22 protein-coding genes are annotated in these 19,970 nt (G+C 72.8%); 8 read left to right on the top strand and 14 right to left on the bottom strand.

What is annotated here, in order from left to right:
• Window positions 1–26: 26 nt before the first annotated feature.
• Both ACRB68_RS00290 and ACRB68_RS00285 read right to left on the bottom strand, forming a co-directional pair.
• Window positions 27–653 carry a class I SAM-dependent methyltransferase gene (locus ACRB68_RS00290; protein WP_153530326.1) on the bottom strand — a complete coding sequence of 209 codons (627 nt, stop codon included), beginning with the start codon at window positions 651–653 and terminating at the stop codon, window positions 27–29.
• Between the two features lie 10 nt (window positions 654–663).
• Complete coding sequence (locus ACRB68_RS00285) at window positions 664–1,050, bottom strand: VOC family protein (protein ID WP_153530325.1); 387 nt, start codon at window positions 1,048–1,050, stop codon at window positions 664–666.
• Between the two features lie 66 nt (window positions 1,051–1,116).
• On the opposite strand from ACRB68_RS00285, the gene ACRB68_RS00280 reads away from it, so the two are divergent.
• Window positions 1,117–1,785 (top strand): histidine phosphatase family protein, encoded by a 669-nt coding sequence (locus tag ACRB68_RS00280; protein ID WP_153530324.1) that lies wholly within the window; start codon window positions 1,117–1,119, stop codon window positions 1,783–1,785.
• Here the strand turns inward: ACRB68_RS00280 and ACRB68_RS00275 are convergent.
• The 4 genes from ACRB68_RS00275 to ACRB68_RS00260 all read right to left on the bottom strand — a co-directional run bounded on the left by ACRB68_RS00275 (window position 1,758) and on the right by ACRB68_RS00260 (window position 4,871).
• Window positions 1,758–2,627 carry an NAD(P)-dependent oxidoreductase gene (locus tag ACRB68_RS00275; RefSeq protein ID WP_153530323.1) on the bottom strand — a complete coding sequence of 290 codons (870 nt, stop codon included), beginning with the start codon at window positions 2,625–2,627 and terminating at the stop codon, window positions 1,758–1,760. The two genes, ACRB68_RS00280 and ACRB68_RS00275, sit on opposite strands and share 28 nt — an antisense overlap.
• Before the next feature lie 73 nt (window positions 2,628–2,700).
• Window positions 2,701–3,291 (bottom strand): TetR/AcrR family transcriptional regulator, encoded by a 591-nt coding sequence (locus ACRB68_RS00270; RefSeq protein ID WP_153530322.1) that lies wholly within the window; start codon window positions 3,289–3,291, stop codon window positions 2,701–2,703.
• Window positions 3,292–3,335: 44 nt separating this feature from the next.
• Entirely contained in the window at window positions 3,336–4,370 is a 1,035-nt protein-coding gene (locus ACRB68_RS00265) for a phosphotransferase enzyme family protein (RefSeq protein ID WP_328593555.1), read from the bottom strand.
• 99 nt (window positions 4,371–4,469) lie between these two features.
• Complete coding sequence (locus ACRB68_RS00260; protein ID WP_153530320.1) at window positions 4,470–4,871, bottom strand: nitroreductase family deazaflavin-dependent oxidoreductase; 402 nt, start codon at window positions 4,869–4,871, stop codon at window positions 4,470–4,472.
• A 69-nt stretch (window positions 4,872–4,940) separates the two neighbouring features.
• Here ACRB68_RS00260 and paaI point away from each other — a divergent pair, with 69 nt between their 5' ends.
• Entirely contained in the window at window positions 4,941–5,372 is a 432-nt protein-coding gene (gene paaI, locus ACRB68_RS00255; RefSeq protein WP_407924272.1) for a hydroxyphenylacetyl-CoA thioesterase PaaI, read from the top strand.
• On the opposite strand, the gene ACRB68_RS00250 is transcribed toward paaI, so the two are convergent.
• The gene (locus tag ACRB68_RS00250) at window positions 5,369–6,208 is read right to left on the bottom strand and encodes a helix-turn-helix domain-containing protein (RefSeq protein ID WP_328593554.1); all 840 of its coding nucleotides are present in this window, start codon (window positions 6,206–6,208) and stop codon (window positions 5,369–5,371) included. The genes paaI and ACRB68_RS00250 overlap by 4 nt on opposite strands.
• A 382-nt stretch (window positions 6,209–6,590) precedes the next feature.
• On the opposite strand from ACRB68_RS00250, the gene ACRB68_RS00245 reads away from it, so the two are divergent.
• A complete protein-coding gene (locus tag ACRB68_RS00245) occupies window positions 6,591–6,890 on the top strand; it encodes an HPF/RaiA family ribosome-associated protein (protein WP_153530318.1) in 300 nt (99 codons plus the stop codon).
• A 425-nt stretch (window positions 6,891–7,315) separates the two neighbouring features.
• On the opposite strand, the gene ACRB68_RS00240 is transcribed toward ACRB68_RS00245, so the two are convergent.
• Window positions 7,316–8,428 (bottom strand): winged helix DNA-binding domain-containing protein, encoded by a 1,113-nt coding sequence (locus ACRB68_RS00240; RefSeq protein ID WP_153530317.1) that lies wholly within the window; start codon window positions 8,426–8,428, stop codon window positions 7,316–7,318.
• A gap of 83 nt (window positions 8,429–8,511) precedes the next feature.
• Between ACRB68_RS00240 and ACRB68_RS00235 the strand changes: the two genes are divergently transcribed.
• The gene (locus tag ACRB68_RS00235; protein ID WP_153530316.1) at window positions 8,512–9,102 is read left to right on the top strand and encodes a DUF4291 domain-containing protein; all 591 of its coding nucleotides are present in this window, start codon (window positions 8,512–8,514) and stop codon (window positions 9,100–9,102) included.
• On the opposite strand, the gene ACRB68_RS00230 is transcribed toward ACRB68_RS00235, so the two are convergent.
• Window positions 9,054–9,263: a hypothetical protein gene (locus ACRB68_RS00230; protein WP_153530315.1), complete on the bottom strand. Its 210-nt coding sequence runs from the start codon at window positions 9,261–9,263 to the stop codon at window positions 9,054–9,056. The genes ACRB68_RS00235 and ACRB68_RS00230 overlap by 49 nt on opposite strands.
• Window positions 9,264–10,089: 826 nt before the next feature.
• Here ACRB68_RS00230 and ACRB68_RS00225 point away from each other — a divergent pair.
• On the top strand, window positions 10,090–10,572 hold the full coding sequence (locus ACRB68_RS00225) for an SRPBCC family protein (RefSeq protein WP_328593553.1): 483 nt from the start codon (window positions 10,090–10,092) through the stop codon (window positions 10,570–10,572).
• A 6-nt stretch (window positions 10,573–10,578) separates the two neighbouring features.
• Here ACRB68_RS00225 and ACRB68_RS00220 read toward each other — a convergent pair whose 3' ends face one another.
• The 3 genes from ACRB68_RS00220 to ACRB68_RS00210 form a co-directional block, all read right to left on the bottom strand.
• Entirely contained in the window at window positions 10,579–11,451 is an 873-nt protein-coding gene (locus tag ACRB68_RS00220) for a hypothetical protein (RefSeq protein ID WP_153530313.1), read from the bottom strand.
• Window positions 11,452–11,548: 97 nt separating this feature from the next.
• Window positions 11,549–12,772: a cytochrome P450 gene (locus tag ACRB68_RS00215; protein ID WP_328593552.1), complete on the bottom strand. Its 1,224-nt coding sequence runs from the start codon at window positions 12,770–12,772 to the stop codon at window positions 11,549–11,551.
• A 105-nt stretch (window positions 12,773–12,877) separates the two neighbouring features.
• On the bottom strand, window positions 12,878–14,161 hold the full coding sequence (locus tag ACRB68_RS00210) for a citrate synthase (RefSeq protein ID WP_153530312.1): 1,284 nt from the start codon (window positions 14,159–14,161) through the stop codon (window positions 12,878–12,880).
• A gap of 127 nt (window positions 14,162–14,288) precedes the next feature.
• Here ACRB68_RS00210 and ACRB68_RS00205 point away from each other — a divergent pair, with 127 nt between their 5' ends.
• A complete protein-coding gene (locus tag ACRB68_RS00205) occupies window positions 14,289–14,960 on the top strand; it encodes a thiaminase II/PqqC family protein (protein WP_153530311.1) in 672 nt (223 codons plus the stop codon).
• A gap of 11 nt (window positions 14,961–14,971) precedes the next feature.
• On the opposite strand, the gene ACRB68_RS00200 is transcribed toward ACRB68_RS00205, so the two are convergent.
• Window positions 14,972–15,892 (bottom strand): aldo/keto reductase, encoded by a 921-nt coding sequence (locus tag ACRB68_RS00200; protein ID WP_153530310.1) that lies wholly within the window; start codon window positions 15,890–15,892, stop codon window positions 14,972–14,974.
• A 110-nt stretch (window positions 15,893–16,002) separates the two neighbouring features.
• Between ACRB68_RS00200 and ACRB68_RS00195 the strand changes: the two genes are divergently transcribed.
• Window positions 16,003–16,782, top strand: coding sequence for a hypothetical protein (locus ACRB68_RS00195; RefSeq protein ID WP_153530309.1), 780 nt, complete (start codon window positions 16,003–16,005; stop codon window positions 16,780–16,782).
• Between the two features lie 64 nt (window positions 16,783–16,846).
• On the opposite strand, the gene ACRB68_RS00190 is transcribed toward ACRB68_RS00195, so the two are convergent.
• Entirely contained in the window at window positions 16,847–18,643 is a 1,797-nt protein-coding gene (locus tag ACRB68_RS00190; RefSeq protein ID WP_153530308.1) for a hypothetical protein, read from the bottom strand.
• Window positions 18,644–19,060: 417 nt separating this feature from the next.
• Between ACRB68_RS00190 and ACRB68_RS00185 the strand changes: the two genes are divergently transcribed.
• Window positions 19,061–19,951, top strand: coding sequence for a class II glutamine amidotransferase (locus tag ACRB68_RS00185; RefSeq protein ID WP_153530307.1), 891 nt, complete (start codon window positions 19,061–19,063; stop codon window positions 19,949–19,951).
• Window positions 19,952–19,970 lie beyond the last annotated feature (19 nt).

Below are 19,970 nucleotides of genomic sequence, written 5' to 3'. Positions count from 1 at the left end.
CCCGACAGTTCCCCGGCCTCGCGTCCTCACCTCGGCCGGTGCCAGACGATCGAGTAGCGCCACAGGGCGTGCCGGCGGAACCGCGCGCCCGGCAGCAGCTCCAGCGCCCGCTCGCGCACCTGCGTCCAGGTCATGCCGGGGTCGGCGATCGGCGCCCCGGGGTCCCCGAGGCGGCGGCGGTGCCGCACCCGGTTGAGGTAGTGCACCGGGACGCCGCGCGCGGTGACCAGCCGGTCGCCGAAGGAGTCGGGGTTGGCCAGGCTGATGACCACCAGGGTGCCGCCGGGGCGCAGGGCCGCGCGCATGGCCGTGATCGCCGCGGTGAAGTCCATGTGGTGGACGGCGGTGACGCTGCACACGAAGTCGTAGCCGTCGCCGGGCGGCTCGAACTCCAGGAAGTCGGCCTGGACGAACTCGGCGTTCGGCACGCCGCGGCTGAGCCGCCGCGCCTTGGCGACCATCTCCGGCGAGTGGTCGAGGCCGGTGACGTGCTGGGCGCGCCCGGCCATCTTGCGCACCAGCAGCCCGTCGCCGCAGCCGACGTCGAGCGCCTCCCGGCAGCCGCGCGGCATGCCGGCGAGGACGAGCCCGTGGTAGTGGGTGTTGTGGTTCCAGTAGTCGCTGCCGTCGACGGCGGGCGGCGGGCGTCTCATGGCGGCTCCTTCAGGTCCGCTGGTCGCGGCGCAGCGGATGGTCGTCGGGGATCTCGACCATAACGATCCGCACGCCCTCGGGGTCGGTGATCCACATCTCCACCAGCCCCCACGGCTCGGTCCGCGGCTCCCGCAGGACCGGCACCCCGGCGGCGGCGAGCCGTTCGTGCTCGGCGCGCACGTCGCGGACCTGGAGCCAGATCATCGGTGCCCCGGCGGCCGGGCCGCCGTGCCCGGAGACCTCCAGGAACCCGCCGCCGAGGAAGAACACCGTGCCCGGGGCGTCCGGCGGCCCGAACTCGCGGTACACCGCGAGACCGAGCACGTCCCGGTAGAAGCGGCGGCTGGGCCCGGGATCGGCCGGACGCAGCAGGATGCGGCTGCTCAGTACCTCCATGCCCGCCATCCTCGCCCGGCCCGCGGGGGTTTCCCAGCACCGCGTCCGCGTGCCAGCCTGATCACCATGATCGAGACGACGGGCGCGCGGGCGTGGCTGATCCGGCACGGCGAGAGCGAGTCGAACGCGGGGCTGCCCACCAACGGGCCGGGCGCGGCGCCGCTCACGCCGCGCGGGCGGGCTGAGGCCGAGGCGGCCGCGGGGGCCTTCGCCGCCGCGCCGGACCTGATCGTCGCGTCCGCGTTCGTGCGGGCGCGCGAGACGGCGCTGCCCACCATGGCGCGGTTCCCGGACGTGCCGTGCGAGGAGTGGCCGGTGGAGGAGTTCACCTACCTCGGCGCCCTGCACGGCCCGCGGACGACGAACGCCGAGCGCCGCCCCCACGCCGAGGCGTACTGGCGGCGCGCCGACCCCCGCTACGTCAACGGCGGGAACGGCGAGTCGTTCCAGGACCTCATCGACCGGGCCCGCGCCTTCCTGGACCGCCTGGCGGCGCGCCCCGATGACGGCCTGACCGCGGTGTTCACCCACGCCCTGTTCATCCGCGCGGTGCTGTGGACGCTGACCACCGGGATCACCGCCCCCGACAGCGACGCGATGCGCGCGTTCCACCGCTACACCGGCTCCACGATCGTCCCCAACGGGACGATCGTGGAGCTGCGGCTCGGCGGCCCGTACGGGTTCGCGGTCGTCGCCGGCGGGCCCGTTCAGCCCTCCGAGCGGCTGGCGAAGTAGGCGGCGGCCATGTCCTCGCCGCCGTGGCCCTGCGCCTCGGCGCGGCGCAGCCGCTCGCGGGCGGCCTCGGCCATGTCCACCCTGATCCCGGCGGCCGCGGCGGCCTCGGCGATGAGCCGGGTGTCCTTCTCGGCGTTGTGCACGGTGAAGCTCGGCGCGAGGTCGCCGGTGGTGATGGCCTTCATCTTCGCCTGCAGGTAGCCGCTGTCCATCGGGCCGCCGGTGACGAGCTCGGCGAACAGCGCCGGGTCCAGGCCGAGCCCCTCGGTGATCGCGACGGCCTCGCCGATGACGGCGGTCAGCGAGATCGCGTAGGCGATGCCCGCCAGCTTCAGCCGCGAGGCGGTGCCCGCCGCGCCGTCCTCGCCGAGCCAGAGCGTCTTCTGGCCGACCGCGCCGAACACCGGCTCCAGCGGCCCGCGCGCCTCCTGCGGGCCGGCCGCGAGCACGACCAGCTTGCCCTGCTCGGCGGGGGCCTTGGTGCCCTGCACCGGGGCGTCGACGAACGTGACGCCGTGCTCGGCGGCGAGCGCGGCCAGCGGCTCGACCGCGGCGACGCCGACCGTGCTCATCTGCGCCCAGATCTGGCCCTCCCGGAGGCCCGGCGCGGCGTCGGCCATCGTGCGCAGGACGGTGTCGCCGTCGTTGAGGATCGTGATGACGACGTCGGCGCCGCGCACGGCCTCGGCGGGGGAGTCCGCGACGGTGGCGCCGTGCGCGGCGAGCGGCTCGGCGCGGGACCGGGTCCGGTTCCAGACGGTCACCGCGTGGCCCGCCTTCAGCAGATTGGGGGTCATCGCGGTGCCGAGGATGCCGGTGCCGAGCAGGGCGACAGTGGTCATGGTTTCCTGTCCTTTTCTTGACTGTCCATTACAGATAAAGGGCGTGCGGCGGGTCCGGCGGGCGCCGGTGCTCCTAGCCCGGATCGGGCAGGGCGCGCAGGGCGGTCTCGGCGATGGCGGCGAGCCGGCGCCGGTCGGCCCCGGTCTTGCCCTGCACGCGCAGGCCCTGGATGGTGGTCACGATGAAGTCGCCGAGCGCCGTCACATCGGTGTCCGGCGGCAGCTCGCCATGGGAACGGGCCTTGCGCAGGACATCGACGACCGATTCGGCGATGCGGTCGAAGGCATCGCCGACGATGCGGCCAGCGACGGCGTCATGCGGCAGCCGCTCGACGGCGCTGTTGGTCACCATGCAGCCGCGCCGCCCCGGATCGGTGACGATGTCGTCGATCAGGGACAGCAGCAGGTGGCGCAGGACCTCGCGGACCGGCTCGTCCCGCTCCAGCCGCGCGCTCATCTTGGCCGTGGAGCGGGCCGAGTAGCGGGTGAGGGCGGCCTCGTACAGGCCGTCCTTGCTGCCGAACGCGGCGTACAGCGAACCGCGCCCGATACCGGTGGCCTCCACCAGGTCCTGGACGGAGGTCGCCTCGTAGCCGCGGCTCCAGAAGACCTCCATCGCCGCGTCCACCACGGCGTCGGTGTCGAACTCCCTGGTGCGCGCCATGGCCGCGACTCTACGCTTATCTGTAACGAGCGGTCAAGATAGGTTCAGCCGTAGGCCGGGCTCTCCGCGGGCGGCTCGGTGTAGGGGGCGGGGACGGCGTCCAGGGTGCGGTCCAGCTGCGCCGACCACCACGTCACCAGCGCCGCCGCGCCCGCCGAGCCGCGCCCGCCCGTCTCGTCGCCGAGATAGCGGTGCCGCAGCGGGCGCACGTCGCAGAGCAGCTCCCACCAGGTGCGGTGCACCGCCGACTGGATCTGCTCGGCGTCCAGCGGGAACGCCGCCCGGTGGCCGCGCACGAACGCCTGCACCCGGTCCAGGTCCAGGCCGCGCTCGTCCTCACAGGCGAACAGCGACGCCGCGGCGCGGACCAGCTCGCCGGCGACCGGGCCGACGGTGAGCGCGTCCCAGCCGAGCACGGCGGTGACGTTGCCCGAACCGCCGTAGCGCAGATGGCCCGCGTGGAACGCGCCGTGCAGGTGCCCCACCAGGCTCGCGTCCAGCTCCGGCGGCCGGAAGTCGGCGTACTCGGCCAGCAGCGCGCGCCGCTCCAGCAGCCGCCGCTCGGTCAGCGCGGCGAAATCGGTGCCCTCGCCGGCGACCGCCGCGAGCGCCCGGTCGATCTCGGCGACCGCGTCGGCGGCGCGGGGCGTCGCGACGAGCATGCTCTGCTGCACCGGCGGGGTGTGCCGGTCCAGCCCGGCGTGCAGCAGCCCGAGCAGCTCTCCTAATCGCTCGCACTGGCCGTAGGTGAGCTCCAGCCCGCCGCGCCGGCGGCCCGACACCCACGGGTACAGCGCGTAGCCGTGCCCGCCCGCGGTGACCAGGGTGCGCCCCGAGCGCGCCGGGACCGGGGCGAGCACCGGCAGCCCCGCCTCGTCGAGCGCGGCGGTCAGCGTGTGCCGGAACGCGATGCCGCGCCGGTCGGGCGCCCGGTACCGCCGCAGGAAGAACGGCCCGGCGGCGGTGTCGACCCGCCAGCCGTCCGCGGCGACCGGCGTCGCCGGGCCGTCCAGGTCCCAGCGCCGGGGCAGCGCGGACGGGGGCGGTTCGGTGTCGCGTGCGTTCTGTGACGTCGGCACCTCAGCACCTCGGTGGCCTCGAACGGACATCGTCGAACGAATGTTCCCACACGACGCTACCCGCCCGCGGCGCGCCCGCGAAAGAGCCCCGCCGGGTGCTCAGACGCGCTCGAGCACCACCAGCGGGATCTCCCGGTCGGTCTTGCGCTGGTAATCGTCGTACTGCGGCCAGGTGGCCGCCATCTTCGCCCAGAGCTCCGGCCGCTCCTGCGCGGTCGCGGTGCGGGCCCGTGCCTTGAACACCTCGTCGCGCACCTGCACCGTCACGTTCGGGTCCGCCTGCAGGTTCAGGTACCACAGCGGGTGCTCGTCGGCCCCGCCCTTGGACGCCACGATCACATAATCGTCGCCGGCCTTCTGGTAGATCAGCGGTGTGGTGCGGGACTCGCCGCTCTTGCGGCCGGTCGTGGTGAGCAGCAGCGTCACCGTGCCCTGCCAGTCGTGGCCCTCCCGGCCGCCGGTCTCCTGGTAGCGCTGGACGTGCTCCTTGCCGAACAGCATGCTTCCTCCATCGGTGTGCGGTCCTGCGATGGACCTTCCCCGGCGCCCGGCGATCAATACGCTGGGCGGGTGAGCGATGCGGCGGAGACGGCGCGGCGATGCGCCGAGACGATGTACGGACGCGACCACGCAACCCGGCACCTGGGCATCGAGATCACCGATGCCGGGCCGGGACGGGCCCGGGCCGTCATGACGGTGACCCGCGCCATGGTCAACGGGTTCGGGCTGGCGCACGGCGGCTACCTGTTCCTGCTCGCCGACACCGCCTTCGCCTACGCCTGCAACAGCCGCGACAGCGTCACCGTGGCCGCGGCGGCCGACGTGGTGTTCGTGGCGCCCGCGCACGAGGGCGACGTGCTGGAGGCGGTCGCCGCCGAACGCGTCCGCATGCGCCGCGGTGGCGTCTACGACGTGACGGTGCGGCGGGTCGCCGACGGAGCGGTCATCGCCGAGTTCCGCGGCACCGGGCGCAGCAGGGACGAGCGCGTCCTGCCGGGCTAGTAGTCCTCGCGCAGGATGTCGCGCAGGAACGCGATCGTGTCGTCGGGGCGCGCGGCGGTGATGCACAGGTTGTTCATCGCCCGCATGTAGGTGTCGACGTCGGTCGGCTTGTCCAGGTAGAGCGCGCTGGTCAGCTGCTCCAGGAACACCACGTCCGACAGGCCCGGCTCGGCGAACCGCAGGATCGTGAACGGACCGCCCGCCGCGGCGTGCCCGCCCGCGCCGAACGGCACGATCTGCAGCGTCACGTTCGGCAGCTCGGCCATCTCGATCAGGTGCTCGAGCTGGCGGCGCATCACCGCGGGGCCGCCGAGCGGGCGCCGCACCACGCCCTCGTCGATCACCGCCCACAGCGTCGGCGCACCGGGGGAGGTGAACCGCTCCTGGCGGGTCAGCCGCACGCTCACGCGGCGCTCGACGTCCTCCTCGTCCCCGGCGTCGGGGAAGCCCAGGCGCACGCAGGCGCGCGCGTAGTCCTCGGTCTGCAGCAGGCCCGGCACGAACTGCAGCTCGTAGTTGCGCAGCAGCGAGGCCGCCTCCTCCAAGCCGAGGAAGGTCTCGAACCACTGCGGCAGCACGTCGCCGTACTGGTGCCACCAGCCGGGGGTGTTGGCCTCGCGGGCGAGCTCCAGCAGCGCCGCGCGCTCGCCGTTGCCCGTCACCCCGTACAGCGTGAGCAGGTCGCTGACGTCGCGTTCCTTGAAGCCGACCCGGCCCAGCTCCATCCGGCTGATCTTGGAGTGCGAGCCGCGGATCTCGTAGCCGGCCTGCTCGGTGGAGATGCCGCGCTGCTCGCGCAGCCGGCGCAGCTGGGCGCCCAGCAGGATGCGCAGCACGGTGGGGCCACCGCGCCGGGGGTAACCGATGAGCCGACCGCCGTCCGGCTCGTCATCGGCCGGAGGTGTCGGGACAGCTGCATCCTGGGGCAAGGTTCACCAGCCAGTCGGTGGGACCGCCATGGGGCGGAACGGCACGGTCCATGCTAGAGGATCACGCCATGGTTTTGGGAAGACTGAAAAGATCATCCGCTGCGGGCGGGGTCCGGCGTGATAAAGCACTGTGATCCGGGCCTCGTGACGGACCTCTCCCCGAATCCGGTGAACTCCCGGGCGCCCTCGCCAGTCCTGTCTGTAGGGCGTCACGCCGCGCGGTGGCGGCGCCCGCCTGACAACCCGTCCCCAAGGTGAACCACACCCACCGCATTCGTTAGGGGGAACCATGAACACCATCGACCGCACCCTTCCCGCCATCGGCTTCCAGACCTCCGGGCAGGTGAGCGACGCCGAGCGTGAGGTGGCCGAGCGCGCCGTGCGCAGTGCGCTGGACGGCGCGCAGGGCGAGATCACCTCGGTCCGGGTCACCCTCAGCAAGGTGACCGGCGCCGACCTGCCGCGCCCGGCGCTGGCCCAGGCCGTCGTCGAGCTCGCCGGCCGGCGCCTGCGCGCCCAGGCCGCGGCGCCGGACCTGACCGAGGCCATCGACCTGCTGCGCGACCGGCTCGCGGTACGCGCGGCCTGATCAGCGGCGGGCGGGTGCCGGAAGGCACCCGCCCGCCCCGGAACCCGCGCGGAGCCGGAGCCTGTGCAGGGCCGGAATCTGGGCAAGGCCGGAACCTGCGCGAGACCGAAAGGACCCGGCCCGAAAAAGGAGCCGACCCCTGCCTGTCTGGCTACCGGCGAGAAGCCGGAATGGCCCGGACCGGGAAGGCGTCGGCTCCTGGCTGTCTGGCTACCGGTGCGAAGCCGGATGGTCCAGATTAGGAAAGGCACTGGACCCGGCTACCTGAATATCGGCGCGAGACCGGGGGTGACCTGGACCGAGAAAGACGCCAGACCCCGGCTACCTGAGTATCGGCGTGAGGCCGGAATGGCCCGGGCCGGAAAAGACGTCAGTCCCTGGATACCGGTGCGAGGTCGGGATGGCCGGGGCCAGGAAGGCGCCGGTCACCCGGGGACCGGCGCGTCCACCACCAGCGTGCGCTCCCTGGCTCCGGCGGCGGAGAACTCCAGCATGGCGGCGCCTTCGGTGCGGACGTCCTCCTCCTCGGCGCTGGTCAACTCGCGGAACGGGCGGATCCGTAGCGTCGCGCTCCCGCGCGTCGTCGTGATGCGCCACGTCGCGGCGACCTCGCCGTCCACCAGGATCGTCGAGGGCTCCTCGTTCTTCCCGCCGAAGCCCTGAGCGCTATAGTCCGCCGTTGTGACCCGGCTGACATCGGCGAACGAACGCAGCAGGTTGTCGCACTCGTACAGATAACGGGCGGGCGCCGGGGTGTCCGGGTCAGGGCGGGGCGCATCCGGCAGGTCGAACAGCTCACGGCCAGACTCGTCGCGGAACACCTCCAGGTGCGGGCGCAGGCCGTCCACGACCTCGTTCAGGCGGGTCAGGCCGCACCAGTGCTGCACGTCCCGGACCGAGGCGGGGCCGAACGCCGCCAGGTAGCGCAGCACCAGCGTCTCCAACGACGCGCCGGGATCCACCGGCCGGCCGAGCCAGTCCTCGACCGGCACATGCGCGGCCTGACCGCTCTCGCCCCAGACGCCGCGCGGCGGGACCTGCACCAGCGGGACGAGCGCCCGGACGGTCTGCGCCATCGACATCGGGTCGTGCTCCGGCCAACGCTCGGCGAGGCGGTGGCCGAGCGCGCTGAACGTCAGCGGCCCCTCGGCCATCAGGCGCCGCGCCGCCGCGGTCAGCTCGGCGGCGTCCAGACCCACGATGCCCCGGGCGAAGCTGGACCGGGTCGTGCGCTCGATGACCGGCTGCGTCAGCGGCCGCAGCCACAGGCAGTCGCGTGCCGTCACCAGGTGGATGGTCGAGCGCATCAGCGCCATCCGCACGATCTCGCGCTGCTTCAGCAGCTCGCCCGTCGGCTCGGGCCGGTACCCCTCCAGGCGCGACCAGAGACCCAGGTACCAGCTGTGCGTGCTCTGCGCCTGCAGGCCCGCCAGCCGTTCCAGGGCTTCGGGCACGGTGAGGCCGGCGCGCCGGAGCAGCAGCTGGCGGTCGAGCGTGGCCCGGTTGAGGGCGCGGCGCCCGATCAAGGGAGGAGTCATGGGCACACTCTGCCCGAACTCCTCCGAATCCGCCCGAAAACCCGTTGCCGGTCCGGCGGGTGCCGGAAAAGATCGTCCCCGAGATGACCTACCGTATCCGTGCCCTGCACGACCGTGACTCGATCACCGTCTACCAGGCCTACAGCCCCCTGATCGCCGAGCCCGCCCTCGCCGCCGGGCGCTTCGTGCCGCCGTTCTCGCGGGGCCGGATGACCTGGATCAAGCCGTCCTTCCTCTGGCTCATGGCGCGCAGCGGCTGGGCGCGCAAGCCGGGGCAGGAGCGGGTGCTGGCCGTCCGGATCAGCAGGACCGGCTGGGAGCGGGCGCTCTCCCAGGCCGTACCGACCCACGCGGACCGCCGCGTCTTCCGCGACAGCGACGAGTGGCGCGCGGCCCTCCGGCACGCCGCCGTCCACGTCCAATGGGACCCCGAACGCTCCCTGCGCGGCGAGAAACTGGCGGACCGCAGCATCCAGGTCGGGCTGAGCCGCCAGGTCATCGGCGACTACGTGGACGAGTGGATCCTCGGTATCGAGGACCGCACCCCTCTGGTCCGCAAGATCCACCGCCTGCTCCAGGACGGCCAGGCCGCCAAGGCCAGGACCTTCCTGCCGAAGGAACGCCCCTACCCCCTCTCCCCGGAACTGGCCCGGCGCATCGGCGCGGACGCGTAACCGGCCGGCCGGTCCGCCGGCTCCGCGGGCAGGCTGAGGGCGGCCAGCTGGCCGCCGGGCATCTCGTCCGGCTCGATCCCCAGCCGCTCGCTCACGAGCCGGCGCTGGAACTCCAGCGGGAAGAAACGGTCGTCGCGCCCCTGCAGGAAGACTGTGTCCACTTTGGGCCACCCGCCCAGCGACCACAGGGCCGCGAAAAGGGGTGTCCGACTGCCGTTGCCCACCCTGGGCCGACAGGCCGTCCGAGACGTCCCCGGGAACGCCATGAACAAAATCGGCGGAGAAGCCGAATCCGACCACCCTGCCGTTCCGCTGGGCGTGCTCCGGGCGGCGTGCTCCGGGCGGCGTATGTTGTCCCACCGCTCTCCGGGTGACTCCCCGGGCGCGGGGAGCATGGCGTTCAGCATGACGACCTTCCTTGCCTTCACGCGCCCGCACACCAGCGACGTGGTGGACCCCGCCATGGTCTGCGCCACCAGCGCACCTCTTCGCGGTTCCCGGCCGTCTTCGCCATGGCATCGGCGCGCTCGGCAAGCTCGGCCGGGCCGTCACCGGCCGGTGGCTGGACGGTCACCACCTCGGCGTGACCGGCGCGTTCGGTGAGAGGCCGCTGTGGCGTTCCCAAGGAGTTCAAGGAACAGTACTGTCTCTGGATTGTGAGGTGCCCGATGCCGCCTCTCTCAGGAGCGTTCGATGGTCGGTGTCATGGCTCTGCCCGCCTTGTTCCGCAGGCTGCCCGTGGCCTTCGCGGTGCGGGAGGGCGCGCTGTGACCGGTTTCCGGGAGGGGCGCCTTCTGGCATGGCCGGCGCTTCCGGGCCTTGGCGCCCCGGGGCGGGCCGAGGTGCGCCCGTCGTATCGGCATCCCCCCACAGCGCTTCGCTCCGTCGGCGGCCCGGCGAACGCCACGGTGGTGAACGCCCGGCTTTCTGGTATCCGGTCGCCCTGTTCGAGCGCCGATGCATCGCAGCCCCCCCCAGGAGGTATCTGTGAACAGGCTTTTCGCTGCCAAGTCGATCACGGTCGACGCGCCGGCCGATGAGCTCTTCGAGCTCGTCAGCGATCCGGTGACCATGGCGGGCTTCGCCGAGGAGGCCATGGCCGCACGCTGGCTGGACGGCGCCACCCGCGCCGCCCTCGGGGCGAGGTTCGTCGGCTTCAACCGCAACGGGTGGCGCCGCTGGCAGACCCACTGCCGCATCATCGCCCTGGAGCAAGGGCGCCGCTTCGCCTACGACGTCAGCGTTCCCGTCCTCAAGGTGCCCATCTCCCGGTGGCAGTACAAGATCGAGCCGGCCGGCGACGGGACCTGCATCGTGACCGAGAGCAACTGGGCGCGCGTCCCGGTGTGGTTCATCCCCTTCGCCATGCTCGTCACCGGTGTGATCAACCGGCCGGGCCACAACGCCGCGAACATCGCCACCACCCTGGAGCGGCTCAAGGCCCATGCCGAGTCCCGCGCCGCTCGCTGACGGTGGTCAGGCCGGCGCCGGGGCGAGGACGCCGTCCTGAGGGCCGGTGTCATAGAGGGGCGGCGGGAGTTCGTCCCACAGCCACTGGTTGAGCGTGCCAGGGAACCGGGACGGGGAAGACACACTGAGCAGCCGCGGTGACAGCGAGGTGAGACGCACAGGGACCGGATCGTCGTCCCACAGCGGTTCGCGGTCGCCCCAGTAAGCGGCGAAGTCGGTGCCGGTCAGCGGGAGCTCACGCGGGATCACATGGACGCCGGGGCGGGCGCCGAGCGGCAGCAGCCGCTGCGCCGTCGCGCGCAGGATGTTCAGGGCGGCGAGGTCGTGCGCGCAGGCGACGCCCGAGATGCGCAGTTCGGGGAGGCCGAACCGGTGCAGGCCCTGGGTGGTGAGCTCGACGCAGGCGCAACCGTCGACCTCCTCCGCGCCGGCCGTGCAGTGCTCCGGGCCGCGCCCGGGCGGCCGGCGGGCGCCGAGCCAGCCGTCGGCGAGGGCGAAGCGGCGCGGCTCGGGGCGGTCCGGCAGGATCCGGGCGTTGTCGAGGTCGACCGCGACCCCGGCCGAGTGCTCGGCGATCACGCGGGCCAGGGCGCGGGCCAGACGGGCGCCGAGCGGCTGGTCGCCGGCGGGCAGGGTCGCGCCGACCCCGATGTGGCGGAGCGTCCCCGCCGCGCCGCCGGGAGGCGGGCACCAGGGGGAGCGGTCCACCGGGTGGGACGTGATCGTCAGGCGGGGCGTGCCGAGCCGCCGGGCGGCCTCGGCGGCGAGGTCGGGGGCGAGCGCCGACAGGATCGCGGCGGGCACGTCCGGCTGGCCGGTCGCGACCACGAAGGACGCCGTGACCTGCTCGGGGACGATGAAGCTGACGGTGGCCGGCATGGGTTCCTCCTCGGGAAGCGGTTCGCAGTCCAGGCTGCGGCGCGCCGAGGCGGAACAGAAGTGGAACGGCGTTCTGTGGACAACTTCGCGGCCGGGATCAGAAGGCGCAGGCCAGCGACCTGACGCCGTTGATGAAGGACGAGCGCTGCCGGACCGGGGGAGCGGTCGCGTGCAGGTCCGGCAGCCGGGTGAACAGCTCACGGAGCAGTACGGTGACCTCCCGGCGGGCCAGATGGGCGCCCAGGCAGAAGTGCGGGCCCGGCGCGCCGAAGCCGACATGGGGGTTCGGGGTCCGGGTGATGTCGAACGCGCACGGATCGCCGAACACGGCCTCGTCGCGGTTGGCCGAGGCGTAGTACATGATCACCCGGTCCCCGGCGCGGTACGGGTGGCCGCCGAGCTCGTGGTCGCGGACCAGGGTGCGGCGCATCCAGATCACCGGCGTGGCGAGGCGGACGATCTCCTCGACCGCCCCCGGCAGCCGCCCCTCCAGATCGGACATCAGGACCGAGCGCTGATCGGGGTGCCCGGTGAGCAGGACCAGCGCGTGGGACAGCGCGTTGCGCGTCGTCTCGTTGCCGGCGACGACCAGCAGGGCGAAGAAGCGGGCGAGCTCGACGTCGGTGAGCGCCTCGCCGTCCACGTCGGCCTGCGTCAGCGCCGTGACCAGGTCGTCCGCCGGCCGCACCCGGCGCAGCCGCGCCAGCTCCGACACCAGCGAATGCAGATAGGCGAACTTCTCCTTCAGCGCGGTCGCCCTGTCCCTGCCGCCCGCGTCGACGTAACCGGGGTCGCCGAGCGCCAGGATCACCTCGGTGGCGTCGACCACGGCGGCGTACTCGGACTCGGGGATCCCCATCATGGTGCAGATGACGCGCAGCGGCATCGGCGTCGCGACGTGCTCGACGAAGTCGCAGGGGCCGCGCTCGGCGAGGCCGTCCACGATGCCGGCGGCCAGCGCCGCCACGTCCCCGGCGAGCCGCCGGACGGTCCGCGGCGTGAACGAGCGCGACACGATCCGGCGCAGCCGGGCGTGCCGCGGATCGTCCAGGCTGATCATCGAGCCGGCGGGGCGGACGGACGAGGGAGGCGGGTCGTCCAGGCCCACCGCGGTCGGCTCGGAACTGAAGATCTCGGGATGCCGGCTGGCCTCGGCGACCTGGTCGTAACGGGTCAGCGCGTAGAAGCCGGGCCCGTCCGGCCGCGGGCAGAACACCGGGGCGGGCGCGGCGCGCAGCGCGGCGAACAGTTCGTCGCGCTCGGCCTGCGGGCGGGCCCAGAAGTCCAGGTCGGCCAGCCTCGGTTCCACGATCGGCGACACGCGGGAGCCCTCCGTCGACGGCCCTCAGGCTAACCCGGCGGGTCCCGGTGAAGCCACGAGGGCCGGGCACCGTGTTCGGTGCCCGGCCCTTCGCGAACGCTTCGGTCAGCGCGACGACAGGTCGGTGTAGTGCCGCTCGGTCGGGCCGGTGTAGACCTGGCGCGGACGCCCGATCTTGGTGGCCGGGTCGTTCATCATCTCGCGCCACTGCGCGATCCAGCCGGGCAGCCGGCCGAGCGCGAACAGCACGGTGAAGGCGTTGGTCGGGAAGCCCATCGCCTTGTAGATGACGCCGGTGTAGAAGTCGACGTTCGGGTACAGCTTGCGCTCGACGAAGTAGTCGTCGCTGAGGGCGACCTCTTCCAGGCGCATGGCAAGGTCCAGCAGCGGGTCGGACTTGCCGAGCGCCTCCAGCACCTTGCCGGTGGCCTTCTTCACCACGGCGGCGCGCGGGTCGTAGTTGCGGTAGACCCGGTGGCCGAAGCCCATCAGCTTGACGCCGGGCTCCTTGTTCTTGACGCGGTTGACGAACGAGTCGACGTCGTCGCCGTTGGCGTGGATGCCCTCCAGCATCTCCAGGACGGCCTGGTTGGCGCCGCCGTGCAGCGGGCCGAACAGCGCGTCCACGCCCGCCGACACCGAGGAGAACAGGTTGGCCTGGCTGGAGCCGACCAGCCGCACCGTGGAGGTGGAGCAGTTCTGCTCGTGGTCGGCGTGCAGGATGAACAGCATGTCCAGCACGCGGACGATCTCGGGGTCGATCTCGTACGGCTGGGTGGGCAGCCCGAAGGTCATCCGCAGGAAGTTCTCCACGTACCCGAGGGAGTTGTCGGGGTACAGCAGCGGCTGGCCGATCGAGGTCTTGTAGGCGTACGCGGCGATCGTCGGCAGCTTGGCGATGAGCCGGATGCTGGAGCGGTCGACCTGCTCGGCGTCGAAGGGGTCCAGGCTGTCCTGGTAGAAGGTCGACAGGGCGCTGACGGCCGAGGACAGCACCGCCATCGGGTGCGCGCGGCGCGGGAACGCCGAGAAGAACGCCTTGAACTTCTCGTCCAGCAGCGTGTGGTGGCGGACCCTGTCGTTGAACCGCCACAGCTCGTCGGAGGAGGGCAGTTCGCCGTAGATCAGCAGGTAGGCGACCTCGAGGAAGGAGGACTTCTCCGCCAGCTCCTCGATCGGGTACCCGCGGTAGCGCAGGATGCCGGCCTCACCGTCGATGTAGGTGATCGCCGACGTGGTGGACGCGGTGTTGGTGAAGCCCGGGTCGAGGGTGACGTGCCCCGTCTCTTTCAGCAGCTTGGCGATGCCGAGGCCCGATGGGCCCTCGCTCGCCTGAGTCACCTCGAGGGGCATCCGCCCGCCCGTGTGGTTGAGCTCGAAATCGGACATACTCGCTCGCTCCCAACTCCGTCCACGTCGCGTAGACGTTCCGGCCCTCATCGTATCCAGGCGATCATGTGGGTTGTTTCGGGCCTACCCGTTGACGACGGGCGCCATAGATGTTGCGCTGAGTGACATGTTCGACGACGAGTTCGATCACGACGCGGCCGGGCTGGTCGCCCGGGCGCGCGCGGAGGCCACGACCGCCTCGGCCGGGAACCGCTTCCTGGAACTGCTCGAAACAGGGCAGGTGCCGCAGGAGCGCCTACGCCGCTTGGCCGGGGAGGAATACCGGATCATCGGCAGCGACCGGCGCAGCTTCGCCCTTCTCGCCTCTCGTTACCCGGAGGCACCCGCCGGGGACATGTTCCTCACCCTCGCGCTCGGTGAAGGACAGGCGCTCGTGCTGCTCATGGACTTCGCGGCCGCCCTCGGAATGAGTGAGAAGGATCTCAGTGCCTACGAGCCCCGCCCGCAGGCCCAGACCTACCCCGCCTACCTGGCCCAGCGGGCGGCGTTCGGGCGGGCCGGCGAGGTGGCGCTGGCGATGCTGGCCAACCTCGAGGAGTGGGGCGCCTACTGCGGCCGCGCCGCCGAGGCCCTGCGCGTCCACTACGACATGGACGAGAAGGCGGTCGCCTTCTTCCGCTTCTTCGCCGAATCGCCGCCCGGGTTCGCCGCACAGGCCACGGAGGTCATCGCGGCGGCACTGGAGGCGGGGGACGACCCGCACGACCTCCTTCGCGCCGCACGGATGCTGCACGCCTACGAGACCGACTTCTGGGACTCGCTGGCCATCGGCATCTGACCGCCCGCGGCTCAGGTCCAGGGCAGGGCGCCGCGCGCCGGCCAGTAGCGCTCCGCCGGGACCGCCGCATCCGCCAGTTCCGCCAGGTCGGCGGCGTCCAGGCGGATCTTCGTCGCCTCCAGGTTGGCGGTCAGCTGCCGCTCGTCCACCGCGCCCACCAGCACCGTGCCGGCCCACGGCTGGGCCGCCACGGCGGCCAGGGCGACCGCGTCCGCACCCACGCCGTGCCGTGCGGCGACCCGTGCCACCTCCGCCGGAGGCCGTACGGCGAGGAGGCCGTTGGCCAGCGTCTCCTTGACCAGGACGTGAAGCCCGGCCTCACGCGCCTCGGCCAGCGCCTCTCCCGCCGACGGTTCCAGCACGTTCCACGTCGCCTGGACACTGGCGAAGAGCGGCCGCCCGCCGGCGGTCAACTCCAGGGCCCTGCGCACCGTGTCGGCCTGGCGCGGGCCGGTGGTGGAGAAACCCGCCCTGACCTCCTGCTCCGCGAGCGCGGCCTGCAGGGCCCGGTCCTCGAACAGCGGGCTGTCGGCGGTCAGCGAGTGCACCTGGTAGATCGCGAGGTGGCTTCCGAGCAGGGCGCGGCTCTCGGCGTACTGGGCCACATAGCGGGCGAGGGAATGCTCCTTGACCTCATGGACCTCGGCGTCCATGCGCCAGCCGCCGACGTAGGCGTAGCCCCACTTGCTGGACACGGTGACGTCCCGGTGCCCCCGCTCGGCCAGCCACCCCGCGAGGAAGTCTTCCGACAGGCCGTAGGAACGGGCGGCGTCCACCCACCGGACGCCCGCCGCGTAGGCCGCGTCGAGCACCCGCCAGGTCGCCGCGCGCATCGCGGCCACACTCCGCTCGGCCGGCAGCGCGCCGGCCCGGCCCACGGTGATGTACGCGGGCCGCCCCAGCGCGGCCAGCCCGAGCCCCAGTTCCGTCATGCCCTCACCCTGACGACGTTTTCCACAGAACGCGATTCCACTTTCGGGGCCGTGCGCCGCGGCCGATGCTGGCGAGGTCGTCACCGCCCGACCCGAAGGAGACAGCGACCATGAGCGAGGCCTACGGCGCCCGGCAGTTCGCCGCACATCTGGGGATCACCGCCTGGCAGCTCCGGCTGGCCAGGGAGAACGAGATGCTGCCGCCCCCCGACGTCGCGCCGGGGCGCTGGTCCCGCGAGCTCGCCGGCCGCTGCGCCGGGGAGGCCGAGAAGATCATCGCCGAGTTCGGGCCCCGGCCGCCGGTGGGCGCGGAGAAGGCGGCCGCCCGGCTGGCCGAGCGGGTCGGCCTGGACGTGGACAAGCCCGACATCGAGGTCCTGGTCGCCCGCGACGACCTCACGATGGCCGGCCGCTACCAGGGCAACCCCATCTACCTCCTGCGCGACCTCGACGCGCTGGCCCCCGAGACGGTCACCGAGGTCGTGGCCGCCCGCAAGGGGCCGCTGATGGAGAGCGTCAGCGCGCACGGCGCGGCACGCGCCCTCGGCTGGCCGAAGCCGCTGTTCGACCGGATCGCCGCCGAACGAGCCCTGGCCACCGACCGGCTCGGCCGCTACGCCCTCGGCGACATCCGCGCGCTGGCCGCCGACACCGGGCTCATGGAGCGCATCGGCGTCGAGCGGCACCGCGCCGTTGTCCGCAAGGCGCGCGACCGCGAGGAACGATGCGCGGAGGCCCTGCGCGCATGGCTGGCGGGCTGCACGGCCTATGTGGAGCAGAACTCCGGCGAACCGCCCGACATCGCGGTCGGCCGCCGGGCCCTCCGCGCCCTGGCCGCCGCGCGAGCCGAGGTGGAACTCTGCTCGACCGAGCCTCGGGCCGACCGGTGATCCCCGATGGCAGAGGACGGCACGGATCCTCCGCGCCTGGTGCGCGGGCACCGTGCCGCCTCGCTCAGGCTCTCCTGCGCCTGCCGGCCTTCTTGGGCCGGTGCCGGGCCAGGGCACTGTGCAGGCGATCGAGGGCCTCGGCCCCCGACAACACCGGCAGGCGCCCGGGCAGCCCGCCACCCAGGGGGGCCGGGGCCTGGACGCGCCCCTCGGCGTCGACCAGAACCGGCTCCCCGGGGCGGTCGCCCAGCAGGAGCACCGAGACGTCGTTCGGATGCCGCACGACCAACCGGGCGATCCGGTCCGCCATCTCGGCATCGGAATCCGCGGACAGCGTCTCCACGGAGGCAGACGTGCCCGCGGAAGCGGGTGTGCTCCCCGCCCCGGGCGCCTTCCCAGAGGCGGACGCGTCCGTGCAGGCAGGCACATTCCCCATGGCGTGCACGTCTGCAGGGAAGCAGGGGCCTCCTGAAGTGGGCGTTTCTCCGGAGGGACGCGCGTCCATGAAGGTGGGCACATTCTCCGTGGCGTGTACGTCTGCAGGGAGGGGAGCATCCTCCGAAGTAGGTGTTTCTTCGGAGAAGCGCTCGTCTGTGGAGGCGGGTGCGTTCTCCAAGGCATGCACGTTTTCGGGGAGGGGGACGCATCCCGAGGCGGGTGTCTCCCCGGAGGAGCGCGCGTCCGTGGAGGTGGGCGCACCTGTCGAGCTAGGCGTGTGCTGTGAGGGGCGCGCATCCGCGGAGGCGAGTACACCCTCGGAAACAGGTAGGTCTTCGAAGACGGATGCCTTTCGTGGAGCAGGCACACCTGTGGCGGTAGGTGCCTTGCCGGCGGTGGGCGTGTCCTGGGAAGCGGATGCGCGCCCAGAAGCGGGGGCGTCTGCCGTGGCGGCCTCATCTCCGGCGGCGGAGGCGTCCCTGGAGGGGATGGTCCGCCCTGGCTCTCCGGCGGGGCCGGAGGGCTGGACGGGTTCGGAGGGGCAGGCGGCGATCAGCAGGATGCGGCAGGTGCGGGCACCGCCGGTCCGGTGGCGCGCCGCCAGTTCGGTCTCGACGGAGGCGAGCGCCGCGTCGATGTTGCCGGGGATGAACAGGCCGCCGTCGACCTCGTCGAGCAGTTCGTCATCGGTCAGCTCGAACAATGCCATCGCGTCAGGACGGGCGATCACCACCAGGGCGCTGTCGCCGCACTCCTCCAGGGCCGCCAAGGCGAACGCGCGCGCCGCCGCGGCCGCTCCAGGGCCCGACAGGCCGAGGAGGGGGAGGACGAACGGGTCGAAGGCCGGCCGGTGAGCGAAGGGCGCGGCGCCGTTCTTCTCCTCGGCGGGCGGGGTGGAGGAGAGCGACGCCGCGCCGGCCACCGCGAAGATGCGGCGCCGGAAGGGATAGGCGGCGAGGATGGCCGCGGGAAGGAGGCCGAACAGCAACAGGGCCTGCAGGGAACGCGTCTGGTCGCTGACCCCCTCGGCCTTGGCGCGCCCGGCCATCGGGTCGCGGGACTGGGCGGCCTGCCCGGGCGATGCGGTCGTCGGCGGGACGACGGAAGGTGACGCCTTCGGCCCGGGGGACGCCGGTCGCGGCGATGGCCGCCTTCGCGGGTCCGTCCTCTTGCCGCCGTGCTCACCGTGGGAGCCGCGCCGGGCGCGGGGGGCGCGGCGCGCGCCCTGGTGCCGCCGGTCCGCCCGGGCGGGCGCGCCGTGCAGCGTCCGCCATGCCTCTTCGCACACGCGCGTCAGGTACCAGTCGTCCCAAGGGGCGGTCTTCCTGCAGGCGGCGGGCACGGAGCCGCGCGGTTCCGGCTGGGCCGGCGCGGCCTCCGCCATGTCGATCATGCCGAGCGACATGGCGCCGGCCATGGCCATGCAGCCCAGCGCTCCGCGCACACGGCGAAGGGCGCCGCCGACCGGGCCGGCGAGCCTGGGATAAGGGTTCATCAACGCCCCGGGGGGATCGCGGTGGTCACCGTCAGGGTGCCGATCCTAGCCATCATGGCTACGGAGCGTTGAACATTGGTCACAGTTGCGCCGGGTGCCGTGCCCACTCGTCCCGCTCTGGGGGAAACGCCGTATCCGCAAGCCGATCCCGGTGGGTTCTGACGAAAGCACGGGACAGCGTTGGCAACGGTGGGTAAAGTGCCCATCACGCGTTGTCGATAACGCGGGGTGACCGCCTGCCTGTGGCGGGACCGGGGCCGCCGGCGGTGAACCGCCCGCGCCCGGTGCCTTCCCGCGATCCCGGGCCGGGGCATACGACTTCAAGGAACGAGCGAGGTGGCCTGCATGTGCCGGCTTTTCGGGATGAGCACCGGGGGTCCCCGCGTGCGTGCGGCCTACTGGCTGCTGGACGCGCCGCAGAGCCTGCGGGCGCAGAGCCATCGGATGTCGCACGGGGCGGGCCTCGGCTGGTTCTCGCTCGGTGGTGAGCCGGTCCGCGACCGGGCGCCGCTGGCGGCCTTCCAGAGCCCCGACTTCTCGCTGCACGCCCGCAACGTGGTGTCGCACACCTTCGTCGCGCACGTGCGGGACGCCTCGGTCGGCGGCCTGACGGTGCATAATTGCCATCCGTTCGTCATGAACGACCGGCTCTTCGCGCACAACGGGGTCGTCAAGGGGCTGGAGAGCGTGCGCTCCTGGCTGACCGACGTCGACCGGGCCCACGTGGCGGGGGAGACCGACTCCGAGCTGGTGTTCGCCTACGTGACCGCCGAGATCCGGCGGGCCGGCGACACCACGCGGGGCATCATCGAGGCGGTGGGCCGCATCGGGCGGGAACTGCCGCTGTTCGCCCTCAACCTGCTCATCGCCGAGGCCGGACGGCTCTGGGCGCTGCGCTACCCCGAGTCCAACGAGCTGTGGGTGCTCTCGCCCCGCCGCGGCGGGGTCAGCGGGCCGGGGCAGGCCAGGGGCGCCGGCGGCCCGGTCCCCGCGGTGGTGGTCGCCAGCGAGCCGATGGACGGCGATCCCGGCTGGCGGCTCCTGGAGCCCGGCGAACTGCTGGTCGTGCACGGCCTGGAGGAGACCTCGCTCTTCCCCTTCGACCCGCCGCGCTTCCCGCTGCGCCGCTCCGACCTGTCCGCACGTGAAGCGGCCTCACAGGAAACGGCCGTGGAGCCGCTTCCCGAGGCCGTCGCGCTGACCCCTGCAGCATCGGAGCCGTCTGTCCAGTGTTGACACGCCGTAGACCATGAAA

The organism is Actinomadura macrotermitis (assembly GCF_009604375.1).
GTDB classification, from domain to species: Bacteria; Actinomycetota; Actinomycetes; order Streptosporangiales; family Streptosporangiaceae; genus Spirillospora; species Spirillospora macrotermitis.
Note: the sequence above shows the minus strand (reverse complement) of the source record. Positions and strands in the feature narration are given on the sequence as shown.